This is a genomic window from Streptomyces lichenis (genome assembly GCF_023218175.1).
GTDB lineage: Bacteria > Actinomycetota > Actinomycetes > Streptomycetales > Streptomycetaceae > Streptomyces > Streptomyces lichenis.
In genome coordinates this window covers 94182-108386 of record NZ_JALPTH010000010.1, presented here as the reverse complement: position 1 = coordinate 108386, position 14205 = coordinate 94182, and the positions used below count along the sequence as shown (strand labels likewise).

Genomic DNA, 14205 nt, shown 5'->3' with positions numbered 1-14205 from the left:
GGGGCGGTCAGTACCGCGCGGTCACGCCGACCCCGGCGAAGTCCCGCACCCCGTGCAGGGTGACGAAGTGGACGCCGGCCGGGGGGTCGGTGACGGTCAGGGTGTGGACATTGCCCGCGCCGGTCGCCCGCTGGCTGTGGCGGGTGCTGGTGGCCCACTCGGTGGCGCTGTAGTAGAGGTCGGCGTCACCGGTGCCGCCGGAGGTGGTGAGCGTCAGCCGGGACACCCCGGGCGGCACCACCAGATAGAGGTGGTCATGCGCCCCGGCGGCCCCGGAGCGGCCGGAGCGCCGGCAGTCCCGGTCCAGCTGCCGGGTGTCCGCCCCGGTGCAATCGGGCGCCCCGGCGCCCTCGCAGTCACCGGCCGCGCAACCGGCCAGCCAGCCGTACCAGTCGGCGTCGTAGCGGTTGCCGATGGTGCCGGTGAGCAGGGCCCGGGCGGCGTTCCACTCGCCCGCGCGGTAGTGGCCCAGCACCCGCGCCACGTCCTCGGGGTGCCGCTCCACCATGTACCGGACGGCGAGATAGCCCCAGCGGTAGACCCGGGTGGTGTCATGGTCGTACGTCGTGTCGAACAGGGTGCTCAGGGCGTAGGTCCGCTTCCCGGCCTCGGCCGTCGCCTCCGGGTAGGGGAGTGCGCGGTAGGAGTAGGAGACGTACTCGGCCAGGCCCTCGATCCACCAGACCGTCGGGGTGGTCATCCCCGCCTCGAAGTCGCCGTACAGGTCGAACCGGCCGTCGAGGTAGTGGGTGTACTCGTGGTGGAGGTTCCAGATCTGGAAGGCGGGACGCAGCCACTCGGCCTCGTAGGCGATGAACCGGGCCTGGTTGCCGGCGGCCGCCGGATCGCCCTCCAGATACATCCCGCCGTTGTCGGTGCTGATGCCGTACATGGCCCCGGCGTAGGTCCGGTAGTCGTTGCCGGAGTCGAAGACCACCACCTCCAGGGTCTCGTTGCGGTCGTCGGCCACCGGGCCGCCGTCCCCGGCGATCCGGTGGAAGTGGGCGTCCTGCCCGCGCAGCCCGGTGCAGGTGGCGGCGAGCTGCCCGGCGTCCACCGCCTGCGCCCGGATGGTGAGGCCCGGGCCGCAGGAGTGGGTCACCGGCAGTACGGCGGCCGCCAGTCTGGCCTGGAGGTCGCAGATGCCGTACGAGGAGCAGGCGGCCCGGTCGTAGGAGTCGGCCATCTCGGCGACCCCCACCCACAGCGGTGCGGTGGGGCCGGTGATGGAGCTCGCCTTCAGCAGCCCGGCCGCCAGCGGGCGCACCGTGGGCCGCAGGGCCGGGTGCTGGAGGAAGCGGCCGAGTTCGCGTCCGGCGTTGGCGGTGAGGTAGGACCGCTCGGTGCCGAGCAGTGCCCGGTTCCGTACGGCGAAGGAGTGCAGCGACTCGACCAGCCCCGGGTCCGACCGCACGGCGGCGACGAACGCGGTCAGCTGGTGGCCGCGGAAGGTCACGGTGTAGACGTTGTTGACCGCGTTCACCATCCACCAGGAGGTGTTCCACGCGGGGGTGTAGTCGGCCAGCAGCCGCCGCAGCACCGGTATGTAGCGGGCGTTCTCCTCGGCGCTGTCGATCAGCGTCACGGCCTCGGCGAGCGTCTGGCCGTTGGCGTCGCTGACGTCCCGTGAGCGCGGGCTGGCGAAGAAGGCGTCCAGCCCGGAGCGGATCGCGGTCCGCAGGGCACTGCCGTAGGACCCCACGGTGTCCGGGGCGTAGAACCGCACGTAGTAGCCGGCGCGCAGATAGAGCACCAACTGCGGCATCCCGGTGCCGGGATGCCCGGGGTAGGCCGCCGACCCGTCCCGCAGCGCCTGGGCGACCGTGACCATCTGGGCTTCCCGGAACGCCAGTCGGGCGTGGTCACCGGTGAGGCCGAAGAGCGTGTTGACGCAGTCGATCGGGGACGCCTTGATCTGGCGGACCAGCTCGGCGCCGGTCCGGCCGCTGAAGTCGCCCGGGTCGCAGGCGCCCGCCGCCCCCTTCGCGGCCGGGGGCCGGGCGGTGGCGGTGCCTCCGTACGTCTGCCGGAGCGCGTCCGTGCTCGCCGTCAACGGCGGTATCCGGGACGGGTCCAGCCGCTCCCGGCCCGTGTGCGCGGTGTCGGCGGCGCCGGTCCGCCCGGTGGGCGCGGGGTCGGCGGTCGCCGGATCGGCCGGCTCGGCGGCGGGCGCGGCCGGCCGGGTGTCCGGGGCGTCGGCCGCCCGCGCGGGGCCGCCCGCGCCCAGGGACCAGGCCAGCGCCAGGGGCAGCACCAGCCCCAGACCTCTCCGTGCCGGTCCTCTTCGGACCAGTGGGTTTCTCACTGCGCCTCCCATGAGGGGGTGGGGTCACGCGGCGCGTGACCGATGGGATGTGCGGGACCGTGCGAACCGTCATGTCGGGGGATCGGCCGTGCCCTTGAGCGGACGGGCACGCGGGCGGAGAGAGCACGCCCAGCGGTCCGCCGATACCGTCATTGGCATGACCACGACCTGACCAGTGACATGTACCATTGCACACGTGACATGGCTTGGGAAGCCATCGGACACCGCCGCCGCGCAGACCGCTGTCACGCAGACCGCCGTCACGCACGACGACCGTCACGCATGAAGGCCGTGGGGCACCAGAGAAGGCCGCCACCCCACCGGGGTAGCGGCCTCAACTCACCGAAGCGGCCTGGGAGTCAGCGGTCCTCCGTCCCGCCCGCCCAGAGCGTGCGGATATGCGCGAGATGGCGGCGCATGCACTCCTCCGCCTCCGCGCCCCGGCCGGCCACCAGCAGGTCCAGCAGCTCGACATGCTCCCGGGCCGAGGCGACCAGCTGTCCGGACACGTTGAGATGGCCCAGCCCGTACAGCCGCGACCGCTTGCGCAGATCGGCCACCACCTCCACCAGATGGCGGTTGCCGCCCAGCGCCAGCAGCTCCAGATGGAAGCGGTGGTCGGCCTCCAGATAGGCCAGGATGTCGCGCTCCTGCGCCGCCGTCACGATCCGCTCGGCCAGCGGGCGCAGGGCCTGAAGCTCCTCGGTGGACGCCGTCCCCGCCACCCGGCCCACCGTGGGCACCTCGATCAGGGTGCGCAGCTCGGTGAACTCGTCCAGATCGCGGTCGGTCAGCTCGGTGATCCGGAAGCCCTTGTTGCGCACCGCCTCGACCAGGCCCTCCCGGGCCAGGTCGAGCATCGCCTCCCGTACCGGAGTGGCCGAGACACCGAGCTCCGCCGCCAGGGTGGGGGCCGAGTAGACGGTGCCGGGGCGCAGTTCACCGGCGATCAGCGCGGCCCGGAGCGCGTCCGCCACCTGGTCGCGCAGATGCGTCTGCACCGAGATGGCCCGCGATTGGAGATGGGGCATCCGTGCTCCTCCGAGCCGTCGTCCGGGTCGGCCCCACCATACAATGTCACGTTGTCTCACCAGGCGGACGGCCCCGCGACCGGCGGCCGGACGCCCCGTGGTCCGCCGCAGGCAGCCGCGGTCCCGGCCGCCGTACCCGCCCTCACCCACGCAGCCGCGCCATCCACGCCTCCACCTCGTCGGCCCGCCGGGGCAGAGCGGCCGACAGGTTCTCGTTCCCGTCCTCGGTGACCAGCAGGTCGTCCTCGATCCGTACGCCGATCCCGCGCAGCTCCTCGGGCACGGTCACGTCGTCGGGCTGGAAGTAGAGGCCCGGCTCGACGGTGAGGACCATGCCCGCCTCCAGGGTGCCGTCCACATAGGTGTCGGTACGGGCCTTGGCGCAGTCGTGCACATCCAGCCCGAGCATGTGCCCGGTGCCCGACAGCGTCCAGCGCCGTTGCAGCCCCAGCCGGTACGCCTCCTCGGCCGACCGCTCGCCGAACAGCCCCCAGGCGGCCAGGTGTTCGGCCAGCACCCACTGGGCGGCATCATGGAAGTCCCGGTACGCGGCCCCGGCCTTCACCGCGGCGATCCCGGCCTCCTGCGCCGCGTACACCGCCTCGTACACCCGGCGCTGCACCGGGGTGAAGCGGCCGTCGACCGGCAGGGTGCGGGTGATGTCGGCGGTGTAGAGCCGACGGGTTTCCACCCCGGCGTCCAGCAGCAGCAGTTCACCGGGGCGGGCCTCGCCGTCGTTGCGCACCCAGTGCAGCGTGGTGGCGTGCGGGCCGGCGGCGCAGATCGACGCGTACCCCACGTCGTTCCCCTCCACCCGGGCGCGGGTGAAGAACGTCCCCTCGACCAGGCGCTCCGAGGTCGGTTCGCCCCCCGCCAGGATCCGCACCACGTCCTCGAACCCCCGCGCCGTGGCCTCGCAGGCGAAACGCAGCTCGGCGATCTCGAAGGAGTCCTTGACCAGGCGCAGTTCCGCCAGCGCGGTACGGAAGTCCTCGTCCCCCTCCTCCGTCGCCCGCCCGTCCAGCGCGGTGTCCACCTCCGGGTCGTGGCCGCGCAGCAGCCGGACCGGACCGCCCACCGCGCCGAGCCGTTCGGCCAGCGTCCGCACGTCGCGGCAGGCCAGGGCGAGCAGCCGCTCGTTCTCGGTGAGGCTGTTGCGCCGGCCGTCCCACAGCTCCCCGTGGTAGTCGAGCCAGAACTCGCCGTTCTCCCGGTCGGAGCGCGGACGCAGATACAGCACCGCCCGGTGCCCGCCCCGCTCCTCCGGCTCCAGCACCAGCACTCCGCCCTCGGACTGGTCACCGGTCAGATAGGCGTAGTCCGAGGAGGGCCGGAACGGGTACGAGGTGTCGTTGGCGCGCACCTTCGGCAGCCCCGAGGGGACCACCAGCAGCTCCCCGGGGAAGCGCGCGGACAGCTCCGCCCGCCGCCGCGCGGTGTACGCCGACTGCGCTGCGGGCGCCAGATCGCGGCGCTCGGTGTCGGCCCAGCCCTGCCGCATGTTCTCGGCGAGCTCGGGGCTCACCTCCCGGTACAGGCCGTTCCTCCGCTGCCTGTTCTCGTCCGGCTCCTCGGCCACGGCTGTCTCCTCTGCGACGGGTACGGGTTCCTGGCGGCGCGCGCGAGCCGCGGCGGCGCCCCGCGAAGCGCAGGGCCGGGCCGGCGGCCCTCGGAGACTTCCATGCCGCCCAAGACCGCCACAACGGCCCAGGCCATAAGAGAAGCCGTGCCGGGGCCATAACGCCGGCCCGGCGCATAATGGTCCGGTTTCCCGACCAGCGAGGGGTGTGCCGTGGAACTGGAGCTGCGCCATCTGCGGGTGCTGTGCGCCATCGCGGACTGCGGCAGCGTCGGACGGGCCGCCGCCGCGCTGGGCTACACCCAGCCCGCCCTGAGCACCCAGCTGCGCCGGATCGAGAAGCTGCTCGGCGAGGGGCTGTTCCTGCGCGGCAGCACCGGAGTGGAGCTGACCGCCTACGGAGTCGAGGTGGTCAGCCGGGCCCGGGACGTGCTGGCCCGCGCCGACGCCCTCGCCCGGCGGCCCCACGAGGCCCCGTCGCCCGGGCGCACCCTGCGCCTGGGGGCCACCAACACCCCCGTACTGCCGTCCCTGCTGGACCGGCTCCGCGAGGGCCGCCCGGACCTGACGGTCGCCGTCTCCGGGGTGTACGCCACCGGGGAGCTCCTCGCCCTCGTCGAGAGCGGGGCGCTCGACGCGGCGCTCGCCGTCGACTACCCCGGTCTTCCCCTGCGCCACTCCCCGGCCCTGGCCCACCGGGCGATCAACACCGTGCCGGTCTTCGTGGCCATGCCCGCCGCCCATCCGCTGGCCCACCGGGTCGAGGTCCCGCTGGAGGAGCTGTCCGAGGACCGCTGGTTCGTCGCCGCCGACGACGGGGCGGGCTGGCCCGGCGCCTTCTACGACGCCTGCGAGGCGGCCGGCTTCCACCCCACCGGCGTCCATGAGTTCCACCTGCTGGAACAGCTCCAGTCGATGATCGCTCTGGGCCTGGGGGTGACCCTGGTGCAGCCCACCCTCCGCCCGGTGGATGGCGTCCTGGTCAAACCCCTGGCCGGCGACCCCCTCTGGCAGCGCCATCTGCTCCTGTGGCGCCGCGACACCGTCGAGCCCCCGGTGGCCGAGGCCCTGCACCACCACGCCGTCCGCGTCCACCGCCACCTCCTGGCCCAGGCCCCGCACATGCGGAACTGGGTGACCCGGGCCTACACCACCCACGGCCGCTGAACCGGGCGCACCGTCAGCCGCCCCCGCCGCCCACCACCGTGTCCGCCCAGTCCCAGCTGTCGAAGTAGCCGGCCACCCCGGTACGGCGGGCCTCCGCCACCACCCGCAGCCGCACGAAGTCCGTACGCGGCATCAGCGGCTCCCACGCGTCCAGCGGCAGCACCCGGGCCTCGTCGTGCTCCAGGGGATCCAGCACGATGCCCCGGAGCTGCGCCCCGCTGAGCCGGCCGCCGTCGAACACCAGGCCCGTGGTGCTGTACGGCCATCCGGCCCCCGGCTGCCCGAACACCGCCGCCAGCAGCCGGGGCGGCCCGGCCGGCACCAGCCCGGTCTCCTCGCGGCACTCGCGCACGGCCGTCTGCCAGGGGCGCTCACCCGGGTCCATGGTGCCGCCGGCCAACTGCCAGGGATGCTCGGAAGAGTAGACCGAGCGCAACTGGAGCGGCCGATCGTCCTCGTCGGTGAAGTACACACAGGCGAAGGCCGTCGCCTTCAGCACCGTCTCGGCGTACTGCTCGGGCGGCAGCCAGCCCGGCCGGTCCGCCTCGGGCGCACTCGTCGGGCCGGGCAGCGGGGCACGGTTCATTCCAGGTCTCCCTGTGGACGCGTCGGGTGGTCACCCGCGTGGGGTGTCACCCGGCCCAACGAGCCACCGGGCCGTGCGCACACGTCACTTTCGGACGGCGTACGAGATGGCCGAGGCTCCTCGACCGGTCGCGCATTCATCCGCGAACCGCTCACCGCCACCTGCAACCTCGGCGCGGGCCATGCGTCTGTCAGGGCGAAGGGCCGAGTGCGGAGCGCCGCCTCCGGGCCTGCCCGATCGACCGAGAGACACGAGGAAGAGATGCCAGACAGCAGGAACCCGGCCGCGTCCCGGCCGTCGCGCGCACGGACCCGGATGACCGTGCCCCTCTCCGCCGCCGCGGCGGCCCTCGCCCTCGGCGGGACCGCGGCCGTCTCCCACGCCGGCAGCCCCACCCCCGTACCGTCGCTGTCCGCCGCGCCGGTGCCCGCCCCCGCTAGCGCGTCGCCCTCCCCGCCCGCGCCCGGCACGGGCGACCCGCGGCCCGTGCCGGCGTCCCCCGCTCCCGCCGGCCGCTGACGGCCGCCTGAGTGTTCGCGATACCCGCCGGCACCCCCGTACACCTCCCGCACGGCGTACGGGGGCTGCTGCGACGCCTCCGCGACGGCGATCCGGGCCTCCTCCCCGGGCCCGCCGTGACGGACCGCACCGGTCCCGCCCGCCCCGCCGGCCGCGGCCACCGCACCGGTCCCGCGCCGGACATCGACCTGCTCTACCACCACCGCAGGCTGGCACTCGTGCGGCTGGCCGTCCTGCTGGTGGACGACGTGCCCACCGCCGAGGACGTGGTGCAGGACGCCTTCACCGCCCTCTACCGGCGCCACGGAGCCGGTCTCTCGGGCCTGGACGACCCGGAGGCGTACGTACGGCGCAGCGTGGTCAACGGGGCCCGGTCGGTGCTGCGCCGACGCCGCACCGTACGCGCCTACGTCCCACCGCGGGTGTCACCCGCCCCGCCGCCGGAGGAGGACGTCCTGCTGCGCGAGGAGCACCGGGAGGTGCTGCGCGCCCTGCGCCGGCTCACCCCACGTCAACGGGAGGTCCTTGTGCTCCGATACTGGTCGGACATGTCGGAGGTCGAGATCGCGGGCACCCTCGGCCTGTCCCGCGGCGCGGTGAAGTCCACCGCGAGCCGCGCGCTGGCCGCCCTGGCCCGGCGACTGGAGGAGGCTTCGTGACCGGCCCGGAGGACCGGCTGCGCGAGGCGCTGGGCGCCAAGGCCGCCTCGATCGCCGCCGAGGACCTGTCCCGCCCCCGCCCGCCGTCCGCCGCCCCGCGACCCGGCCGGATACTCCGCCACGCCCCCCGCACCGGTGCGCTCCTCGCCCTGGCCGCGGTGCTCGCCGCCGTACTGCTCCTGCTCCCCGAGACCCCGGCGCGCCCCCCGTCCCCCGTCCCCGCCGGCCCCTCGCGCCCCACTCTCCCGGGTGCGTCCCCCTCGCCTGACCCGTCGAGGCCGTCGAGCCCGTCCACACCGGCAGACACCGTCGTCCCGAGCCCGGGGCAGGATCGGTCCCCGGCGGGGCTCAGAGCTCGGTGAGGTTGTCGCGGAGGGTCAGTACGGTGTCCGTGCCGGTGATCCTCAGCAGCCGTCGCAGCTGGTCGGGGACGGCCACCAGGGTGAGCGCGGTGCCGTCGGCCCCGGTGTGGCGGTTCAGCCGCAGCAGGGCGTTGAGGCCGGAGGAGTCGCAGAAGGTGATCCCGGACAGGTCCAGCGCCAGGCTGCGGTGGGTGCTCGTGGCGGTGGCGGCCTGTTCGAGCAGGGCGCCGGAGGTTCCATAGTCCAGGGCGCCGGCGGCGGTGATCACCACCAGGCGGTCGTCCCGGTCGTGGACGGTGACCGTGAGGTCGGTGCTCATCAGAGGGTGCTCCCGCTGTCGTGGGGCGGAGGGACGGGCTCCTCGGGCGGCAGGCCGGCCAGCTGGGCGGCCCGGTCGCCGGGGGCCGCCTCGGGGCCGATCCATTCGCAGAACAGGACGGTGGCGTCGTCCTGCAGACGGCCGTCATGGTGGTCCAGGACGGCGTGGATGAGGCGGCGCAGGGTCTCGGGGACCGGCAGGTCCTCGGCGTGCTGGCGGTCCAGGAAGTCGGTGAAGCGCTCCAGGCCGAACTCCTGGTCGTCGGCGCCGCGGGCCTCGATGATGCCGTCGGTGTACAGGACGATCCGGTCGCCGGGTTCGAGCTGCTCGCGGCAGACGGTGGTGGGCAGGCCCAGGCCGGTGCCCATCGGATGCGTGGGCCGGCAGTCCAGATGGCTGTGCCAGCGGCCCCGGCGCATCAGGACCGGCGGGTGGTGGCCCCGGTTGACCCAGCTCAGCAGGCCGGTGCGGGTGTCGAGCTCGGCGATGACGCCGGTGGCGTAGCGGCTGTGCCCGTACTGCTCGATCAGCGCCGCCTCCACCCGCTCGCTGGTCTCGGCCAGGCCCCTGCCCTGGCGGCGGGAGTTGCGGCAGGCCGCGACGGCGAGGTTGGCGGTCAGCCCGGCGGCGGTGTCATGGCCCATGGCGTCGAAGAGCGACAGGTGCACGAAGGGGCCGGCGGTGGCGTAGTCGTAGGCGTCCCCGCTGATGGTGTAGGCCGGTTCCATCGTCGCGGAGATCATCACCCGCCCGTCGGCGTAGCTGCGCGGCGGCATCAGGTTCCACTGCATCTCGGCCGCGATGTTCAGCGGCTGGGCCCGGGTCAGCCGGGCGAGCGCGTCGCTGCTGTCCTCCTTGCTGTGGAGGATCAGCGCGATCAGGGCGGCGAGCAGGGTCATCTCCTCGCGGGCCCGCAGGTCGTCGTCGGCCGTGGTGATCCGCAGGACGCCCAGGCGCTCGGTGCCGTCCAGCAGGGGCACCCACCAGGTCCTCTCCTCCGCGTCCCGCGGACCTTCGGGGAGGACCCGGCCGTACTGGTAGGCGAGCCCCGCCAGGCTGCCCTCGATCTTCAGCTCGGCCTCCTCGCCCGCCCCGTCCTGCCCGGCGTCCAGGCCCCGGCCGGTCAGCAGCCGCAGCACATCGCGCTGGAGGTCGCCCAGATAGATCAGCACCTGGGTGAAGCCGACGGCCCTGGCGTGCTCGGCCACGGTGGACGGCAGCAGCTCCAGCGGCAGCAGATGGCTCGCGGCCAGCAGCCCCGCCAGCATCCGCCGTCCGCCCGCGTCCCGGTCGTGATCAGCCACAGCAGCCGTCCCGTCCTCGTCAGGGGCCCACCCGCCGCTCGCGCGGGGAGTGCTCCCGGTTCCAGTGTCCCTCCTCGTCCACCCCTACCCCGGGACGCGGCGACCTCCCGTACGGGCGCCGCCGGGCCGCGGGCGGAGTATCCGGCGCGGTGCGCTTGTTGACACGGGTACGGGTGCAGGTGTTCCCGGTGGGCGGCGGAAGGGCGGTCGGACAGGTGGCGAGCATGGATTTCCCCGGCGGGCTGCGGGCGGACGGCCTGCCGGCCGCGCTGTCCGACCCCGCGCGCCTGGCCGCGGTGGAGGCCTCCGCCCTGCTGGACACCGGGCCCGAGGAGGTCTTCGAGGACCTCGCCGCCCTGGCCGCCAGGATCACCGGTACGGGGCGGGCGTTCGTCACCCTGGTCGACGCGGACCGCTCGTTCTGGAAGGCGTGCGTCGGGGTGGAGGCCGACGCGGTCGCCGACCGGCAGAACCCGGTGGAGCAGAGCTTCTGCTACTTCCTGGTCGGGCTGGAGGGCCAGCCGTTCATCGTGGACGACGCCGCCGCCGACCCGCGCACCGCCGACCACCCCTCGGTGGGCCCGATGGACATCGGCGCCTGGGCCGGCTACCCCCTGCTCGACCCCGACGGGCGGGTCCTGGGCAGCTTCTGCGTCATCGACGACGCGCCCCGCGCCTGGTCCCCGGCCGACCTGACGACCCTGGCCACCCTGGCCCGGTCGGTGGCGGCGGAGATCCATCTGCGCCAGAGCCTGACCGCCGCCCGGGCGGCGCACCAGCGCTCCGCCGACCTCGCCCGGAGCCTGCAGGCCGGACTGCTGCCGCCGCGGCTGCGCACGGTGCCCGGTGCGGAGGCGGCCGCCTCCTATCTGCCGGCCTCCCACCGCCACCGCACCGACATCGAGGTCGGCGGCGACTTCTACGACCTGTTCCACACCCGCGGCCCCCAGTACGCCGCCGTCCTGGGCGATGTGTGCGGCAAGGGGGTCGAGGCCGCCCAGGTCAGCTCGATGGCCCGCTACACCGTCCGCGCCGACGCCGGCGGGGCCGACTCCCCGGCCGAACTGCTCGGCCGCCTCAACACCGCCCTGCTCGCCCAGCACGCCCCCCGCTTCCTCACCGCCGTCTACGCCGCCTTCCACTCCACCCCCGACGGCCTGACCGGCACCCTCGCCCTGGCCGGGCACCCCCCGCCGCTGGTCCGCCGCGCCGACGGGCACGTCGAACGGCTCGGTGCCCCCGGCACCCTGCTGGGGATCATGGACACCGTCGACCTGACCGATGTGCCCTTCCACCTGGCCCCCGGCGATGTGCTGCTGCTCTACACCGACGGCGCCATCGAGGCCCGCCCCCGCCCCGGGACCGCACCCGAGGACGCCGGCGCCCTCTTCGGCGAGCGGGACCTCGCCGCCGCCCTGGCCGCCGGCCACGGCATGGACGCCGCCGCCACCATCGAGCACCTCACCGGCGTCCTCGACGCCCACCACGGCGGCTGGAACAGCGACGACACCGCGCTGCTCGCCCTGCGCGCCACCCCGCCGGCCTGACCGCGCGCACCCCGGCCGGGTGCACCGCGCCCCCTCCTGGGTACCCCGCAGGGCGGGCGGACCGGGCGGCACACGTGGAGGTGACCGGGTGGACGCGGACGGCGGAGTGCGTACGGCGGTGGCGGCGCTCGGCGACGGCATGCTCGAGGCACTGGCCGACTGGGTGCGCGTCCCCTCGGTGTCCGGCGACCCGGACCGCGCGGACGACGTGCGCCGCTCGGCCCACTGGCTGGCCCGCTTCCTGCGCGCCTCCGGCTGCCGGGAGGCGGATGTGTGGCCGACGGGCGGACTGCCCGCCGTCTACGGATGCGCCCCCGCCGGCGACCCCGGCGCGCCGACAGTGCTGGTCTACAGCCACCACGACGTCAACGCGGTCGTCCCCGGCGAGTGGCGCCGCGCCGCGCCGTTCTCCGGCCACCGGCGCGGCGGTCTGCTGTACGGCAGGGGCTCCTCCGACGCGAAGGGCCAGGTGGTGAGCCAGCTGTGGGCCCTGCGGGCGCATCTGGCGGCCACCGGGCGCACGGCCCCCGCGGTGACCGTGAAGTACCTGGTGGAGGGCGAGGAGGAGATCGGCTCCCCGCACCTCGGCGGGCTCCTGCGGCGGTACGGCCCCAGGCTGCGCGCCGACGTGGTGGTGCTCTCCGACACCATGGCCTGGGCCACGGACACCCCCGCCGTCTGCACCGGCTGCCGCGGCTCGGTCAGCGCGGCACTCACCCTGCGGGCCGCCCACCGGGACATCCACAACGGGGCCGTCTCCGGGGCGGCCGGCAATCCGCTGAACGAACTGTGCCGGCTGCTCGGCTCACTGCACGACGAGGACGGGCGGATCACCGTACCCGGCCTCTACGACGGGGTGGCCGAGCCCACCGAGGGGGAGCGGGCCCGGCTCGCCGCCCTCGAACCGCGGCTGTCCGACTGGCTGGACCGCACCGGGACCTTCGCCGCGCCCGGCGAAACGGGGCGCTCCCTCCTGGAGCGGATCTGGCTGCGCCCCGCGGCGGAGGTGACCAGCCTGCGGGGAGGCCGCCCCGACCTGCCCGGACTGGGCGTCATCCCGGCCACCGCCTCGGCCGGACTGGTCTTCCGCCTGGCCCCCGGCCAACGGGCCGACGACATCGCGCGGCAGGTACAGCAATGGGCGGAGCAAGGCGTCGGACCCGGCTACCGCCTCCACCTCGACCTGCCGCCGACCCGGTCCGACCCGTACACCACGCCCACCGGCCATCCGGCCTTCACCGCCCTGGAGCAGGCCGTGTCCGGCACCTTCGGGGCGCCCGCCGCCCGGATGCGCAACGGCGGCGCCGCACCGGCGGCCCAGCTCGCCCGGGAGACCGGGGCCCCGGTGCTCTTCCACGGCACCGGCCTGCTGGAGGACCGCTGGCACGCCGCCGACGAGCGGGCCGACCCGCGCGCCCTGGCCCAGGGGGCGCAGACCATGGCCCGCTGGCTCTCCCTGCTGCCCCAGGCCATCGCCTGAGGACCCTCCGTGCGGACCGCGCTCACCCCTCGAAGGCCAGGGCCGACGCCAGCCGCGCCTCCAGCTCGGCCGTCCGCTCCCGGGAGCCGCCGGCGACGGCGTACCGCCAGGAGCGGCCGTCCGCCGGCCCGCCCATGTACAGGACCACCCCCTCACCCCGCCCGGGGTCCCAGGCCAGACCGCGTTCCTCCAGCAGGCGCACCACCTCGCCGAAGGCATACGGCCGGGCCGACCGGTGCCGCCCCACCAGCCAGTCCGTCTCCTCCCGCCCGGCCTCTCGGACCAGCCGGGCGATCATGGCGTGCGGGGTCGTGGTGGCCGTGCGCCGCACATTGCTCTCGTTGGCGAAGAGGGTGCCGTCCCGGGTGACCACCGCGTCCACGCTGAACGGCCCGGCGTACCCCTCCCGGGCCAGCAGACCGCCCAGCCGCAGTCCCCACTCCTCCAGCTCGGCCCGCGCCGCGGCGGTGGGCCCGTGCAGCGGGGACTCATAGCCGGTGAACGCGCCGTGCTCGACCCGCATCTCGCCGCTGTAGACCACCGCGCACCCGCGCGGCCCGGTGTCGAGCTGCACGCTCACCGAGTGCGCGACGTCCACCCGCTCCTCGACCACCCACCCGCCCTCCAGACCGGGACCGGCGGCCGGCAGCGCCGGCGAGGCGGCCGAATGGAACACCAGCCCGTGGCCGCCGGCCGACCGGTCCGGCTTCACCACGACCTCGCCGTACGCGGCCACCATCCGCGCCGCCAGCGAGCGCAGCCCCGCCTGGTCGCACACCCCGCCCTCTGGCACCCGGATGCCGAGCTCCCGCGCCGCCTCGCGGAAACCCGACTTGGTGTTGAGCACGGAGGTCGCGCGCAGCGCCCGCGCCGTGGGGCCCGGCTCCCCGTACGGGATCACCGGCAGCCCCAGCTCACGGGCGAGGAGCACCGAGGACTCGTCCAGCGCGGTCGGCAGCAGCCCCAGACCCGGACGGTGGCGCACCAGCTCCCGTACCGTCCCCAGCAGTCCGGCCGCGCGCACCGCGTCGGCCATCGACGCCCCGGCCAGCGGCGGGACGACCACGGCGGCCAGCTCCTCCAGCGGCAGGCCCAGCAGCCGGGCCGCGTACTCCCGGAACTCCCGGTCCACCGGGACCGGGGTCAGCAGGACGTCGCCCGGCCGCAGCAGCCACACCTTGCGCGGCGCCTGCTCCGCCCACCGCTCCAGCACCTCGCCCGCTCCCAGGCCCACCGCCAGGTCGGAGACGAAGTTCGCGTAGACCAGCGCGGGCCCGCGGTCCTCCACCGTCCGGTCCGTCATCCCGCTCCTCCACCGTGCTGTGTCCCGCGCGGCAGCGCCCACCG

At 75.0% G+C, this 14205-nt stretch carries 12 protein-coding genes; 5 read left to right on the top strand and 7 right to left on the bottom strand.

Features of this window, described 5'->3' with window-relative positions; translation table 11 throughout:
• Positions 1 to 7 precede the first annotated feature (7 nt).
• From M1O15_RS12745 to M1O15_RS12735, 3 genes are all read right to left on the bottom strand, one after another.
• Positions 8 to 2317, bottom strand: a complete 2310-nt coding sequence (locus tag M1O15_RS12745; protein WP_248633841.1) for a M9 family metallopeptidase — start codon at positions 2315 to 2317, stop codon at positions 8 to 10.
• A 347-nt stretch (positions 2318 to 2664) separates the two neighbouring features.
• Positions 2665 to 3336 carry a GntR family transcriptional regulator gene (locus tag M1O15_RS12740; protein ID WP_248633840.1) on the bottom strand — a complete coding sequence of 224 codons (672 nt, stop codon included), beginning with the start codon at positions 3334 to 3336 and terminating at the stop codon, positions 2665 to 2667.
• Positions 3337 to 3478: 142 nt separating this feature from the next.
• Entirely contained in the window at positions 3479 to 4915 is a 1437-nt protein-coding gene (locus M1O15_RS12735) for an aminopeptidase P family protein (RefSeq protein ID WP_248633839.1), read from the bottom strand.
• Positions 4916 to 5128: 213 nt separating this feature from the next.
• Between M1O15_RS12735 and M1O15_RS12730 the strand changes: the two genes are divergently transcribed.
• Positions 5129 to 6082 carry a LysR family transcriptional regulator gene (locus tag M1O15_RS12730; RefSeq protein ID WP_248633838.1) on the top strand — a complete coding sequence of 318 codons (954 nt, stop codon included), beginning with the start codon at positions 5129 to 5131 and terminating at the stop codon, positions 6080 to 6082.
• Between the two features lie 13 nt (positions 6083 to 6095).
• On the opposite strand, the gene M1O15_RS12725 is transcribed toward M1O15_RS12730, so the two are convergent.
• On the bottom strand, positions 6096 to 6668 hold the full coding sequence (locus tag M1O15_RS12725) for an NUDIX domain-containing protein (protein ID WP_248633837.1): 573 nt from the start codon (positions 6666 to 6668) through the stop codon (positions 6096 to 6098).
• Between the two features lie 530 nt (positions 6669 to 7198).
• On the opposite strand from M1O15_RS12725, the gene M1O15_RS12720 reads away from it, so the two are divergent.
• Both M1O15_RS12720 and M1O15_RS12715 read left to right on the top strand, forming a co-directional pair.
• Positions 7199 to 7846, top strand: a complete 648-nt coding sequence (locus tag M1O15_RS12720) for an RNA polymerase sigma factor (protein ID WP_372499464.1) — start codon at positions 7199 to 7201, stop codon at positions 7844 to 7846.
• Positions 7843 to 8208, top strand: a complete 366-nt coding sequence (locus tag M1O15_RS12715) for a hypothetical protein (RefSeq protein ID WP_248633836.1) — start codon at positions 7843 to 7845, stop codon at positions 8206 to 8208. The genes M1O15_RS12720 and M1O15_RS12715 overlap by 4 nt, the downstream gene beginning before the upstream one ends.
• Here M1O15_RS12715 and M1O15_RS12710 read toward each other — a convergent pair.
• Together M1O15_RS12710 and M1O15_RS12705 are read right to left on the bottom strand one after the other, a co-directional pair.
• Positions 8195 to 8527 (bottom strand): STAS domain-containing protein, encoded by a 333-nt coding sequence (locus M1O15_RS12710; protein ID WP_248633835.1) that lies wholly within the window; start codon positions 8525 to 8527, stop codon positions 8195 to 8197. The two genes, M1O15_RS12715 and M1O15_RS12710, sit on opposite strands and share 14 nt — an antisense overlap.
• On the bottom strand, positions 8527 to 9795 hold the full coding sequence (locus M1O15_RS12705; RefSeq protein WP_248633912.1) for a PP2C family protein-serine/threonine phosphatase: 1269 nt from the start codon (positions 9793 to 9795) through the stop codon (positions 8527 to 8529). Before M1O15_RS12705 ends, M1O15_RS12710 begins: the two co-directional genes overlap by 1 nt.
• 260 nt (positions 9796 to 10055) lie before the next feature.
• Between M1O15_RS12705 and M1O15_RS12700 the strand changes: the two genes are divergently transcribed.
• Both M1O15_RS12700 and M1O15_RS12695 read left to right on the top strand, forming a co-directional pair.
• Complete coding sequence (locus tag M1O15_RS12700; protein ID WP_248633834.1) at positions 10056 to 11378, top strand: PP2C family protein-serine/threonine phosphatase; 1323 nt, start codon at positions 10056 to 10058, stop codon at positions 11376 to 11378.
• Between the two features lie 88 nt (positions 11379 to 11466).
• A complete protein-coding gene (locus M1O15_RS12695) occupies positions 11467 to 12858 on the top strand; it encodes a M20/M25/M40 family metallo-hydrolase (protein ID WP_248633833.1) in 1392 nt (463 codons plus the stop codon).
• Between the two features lie 22 nt (positions 12859 to 12880).
• Here the strand turns inward: M1O15_RS12695 and M1O15_RS12690 are convergent, their stop codons facing one another.
• Entirely contained in the window at positions 12881 to 14161 is a 1281-nt protein-coding gene (locus M1O15_RS12690; RefSeq protein ID WP_248633832.1) for a preATP grasp domain-containing protein, read from the bottom strand.
• Between the last annotated feature and the right edge of the window lie 44 nt (positions 14162 to 14205).

Coding starts and splice junctions, on each gene's coding strand:
- M1O15_RS12705 (WP_248633912.1), bottom strand. CDS start 9,795: ATGCTGGCGGGGCTGCTGGCCGCGAGCCATCTGCTGCCGCTGGAGCTG.
- M1O15_RS12690 (WP_248633832.1), bottom strand. CDS start 14,161: ATGACGGACCGGACGGTGGAGGACCGCGGGCCCGCGCTGGTCTACGCG.
- M1O15_RS12700 (WP_248633834.1), top strand. CDS start 10,056: ATGGATTTCCCCGGCGGGCTGCGGGCGGACGGCCTGCCGGCCGCGCTG.
- M1O15_RS12710 (WP_248633835.1), bottom strand. CDS start 8,527: ATGAGCACCGACCTCACGGTCACCGTCCACGACCGGGACGACCGCCTG.
- M1O15_RS12740 (WP_248633840.1), bottom strand. CDS start 3,336: ATGCCCCATCTCCAATCGCGGGCCATCTCGGTGCAGACGCATCTGCGC.
- M1O15_RS12745 (WP_248633841.1), bottom strand. CDS start 2,317: ATGGGAGGCGCAGTGAGAAACCCACTGGTCCGAAGAGGACCGGCACGG.
- M1O15_RS12725 (WP_248633837.1), bottom strand. CDS start 6,668: ATGAACCGTGCCCCGCTGCCCGGCCCGACGAGTGCGCCCGAGGCGGAC.